The following is a 1698-nucleotide window of genomic DNA, read 5'->3' on the forward strand; positions in this document are numbered from 1 at the left end:
GATGAAGGATGAAAGCAGTGATACGGGGCATGAAACCTGCGGTATCACGGTGCACTTTATGCCCTGTGATGAGGTGAAAGTGACCACCAGCTGTGTGAGCCCCGGCCGGCCGGGCTACCCAATCAACGAGCCGCTACAGATGCCGGAGCCGAAAGTATGTCCGAAATAATCACCGATCTGACGTGGTTCCCGCCGGTGTTTCCGGCCCGGGGGCGTTTACCCACCCAGGTTGCGCTGGTTGGCACAAACTGTGCGCAGCAGGACAACCACGAGCTGGCCTACCGGCAGGAACTGTGCCTGGCCGCCGGGCGGCGCGTGGAGCCCCCCTGCTGTAAAACTTTGCATATCAGCCTGTTTTTCGACGGCACCGGCAATAACCTTAATCACGATCTGGTCTTTATTCCCCTTCAGTAATGCTTAGCCATGCCATCGTGAAAAGTCATGGCTAAGCAAGACGGACGTAACCTGTTAATTCATAAAAGGAATGCAAAATGAAAATAAAACATTATCTGGTGGTGTTGGGAGCTCTGCTGCTGGCGGGCTGTAGCCAGCCGACGGCGAAAGCCGAAACCCGAAGCGGCGGTGGTGGAACCATTGTTGCCATCAACCATACCAAATGGGCAATCAACCATTTCAGCGTCGATGGTCAGTCGGGGATAGACATTATCGGGCCGTATCAGGGCGGCGGCGGCGGCTGCTGCTATGGTGTGCCGGCGAAATGGCGGCCGGGTATGACGGTCAAAATCGACTGGGAAACTGGAGTCGGAGATATGGATGGTTTCCCTGGCTTTGGTGACGATGCCAAGTATCTTGTCTGGGAAAAAAAAATGAAGGCCCAGAATAAGCAGCACACCACGGTGGTACCGGTACCGGACTATACGGGGCAAAAAACCTGCGGGATCACGGTGCACTTTATGCCCTGTAATGAGGTGAAAGTGACGACCAGCTGTGTGAGCCCCGGCCGGCCGGGCTACCCAATCAACGAGCCGCTACAGATGCCGGAGCCGAAAGTATGTCCGAAATAATCACCGATCTGACGTGGTTCCCGCCGGCGTTTCCGGCCCGGGGGCGTTTACCCACTCAGGCTGCGCTGGTCGGCACAAACTGCGCGCAGCAGGACAACCACGAGCTTGCCTACCGGCAGGAGCTGTGCCTGGCCGCCGGGCGGCGCGTGGAGCCCCCCTGCTGTAAGACTTTGCATATCAGCCTGTTTTTTGACGGCACCGGCAATAACCTTAATCACGATCTGGCCTTTATTCCCCTTCAGTAATGTTTAGCCATGCCATCGCGAAAAGTCATGGCTAAGCAAGACGGACGTAACCTGTTAATTCATAAAAGGAATGCAAAATGAAAATAAGACATTATCTGGTGGTGTTGGGAGCTCTGCTGCTGGCGGGCTGTAGCCAGCCGGCGGCGAACGCGGAAAGCCGGGGGGGCGGCGGAACCATAGAGGCAGTCAACCACACCAAATGGGCGATCAACCATTTCAGCGTCGACGGTCAGTCGGGGATAGACATTATCGGACCGTATCAGGGCGGTGGCGGCGGCTGCTGCTATGGCGTGCCGGCGAAGTGGCGGCCGGGTATGACGGTGAGGGTGGACTGGGAAACTGGAGTAGGCGATATGGACGGATTTCCTGGGTTTGCAAATAGGGAAAAATACAATGCTTGGCGAAACAAAATGAAGGCTCAGAATCGC

General features: G+C 56.2%; 2 protein-coding genes and 2 pseudogenes. All 4 read left to right on the forward strand.

The window, feature by feature from the left end; all coding sequences use genetic code 11:
• Positions 1-156 precede the first annotated feature (156 nt).
• Positions 157-393 (forward strand): annotated as a pseudogene (locus tag AAH446_RS19600) (hypothetical protein); the annotation flags it as partial.
• 98 nt (positions 394-491) lie between these two features.
• The gene (locus AAH446_RS19605; protein WP_342908347.1) at positions 492-1025 is read left to right on the forward strand and encodes a DUF3304 domain-containing protein; all 534 of its coding nucleotides are present in this window, start codon (positions 492-494) and stop codon (positions 1023-1025) included.
• Positions 1013-1249, forward strand: a pseudogene (locus AAH446_RS19610) (hypothetical protein); the annotation flags it as partial. The gene AAH446_RS19605 and the pseudogene AAH446_RS19610, both read left to right, overlap by 13 nt.
• A gap of 98 nt (positions 1250-1347) precedes the next feature.
• The coding region (locus tag AAH446_RS19615) for a DUF3304 domain-containing protein (protein WP_342908348.1) at positions 1348-1698 on the forward strand (351 nt) is incomplete at its 3' end.

It is taken from the genome of Erwinia psychrophila (genome assembly GCF_039023475.1).
In the GTDB taxonomy this organism is placed as follows: domain Bacteria; phylum Pseudomonadota; class Gammaproteobacteria; order Enterobacterales; family Enterobacteriaceae; genus Erwinia.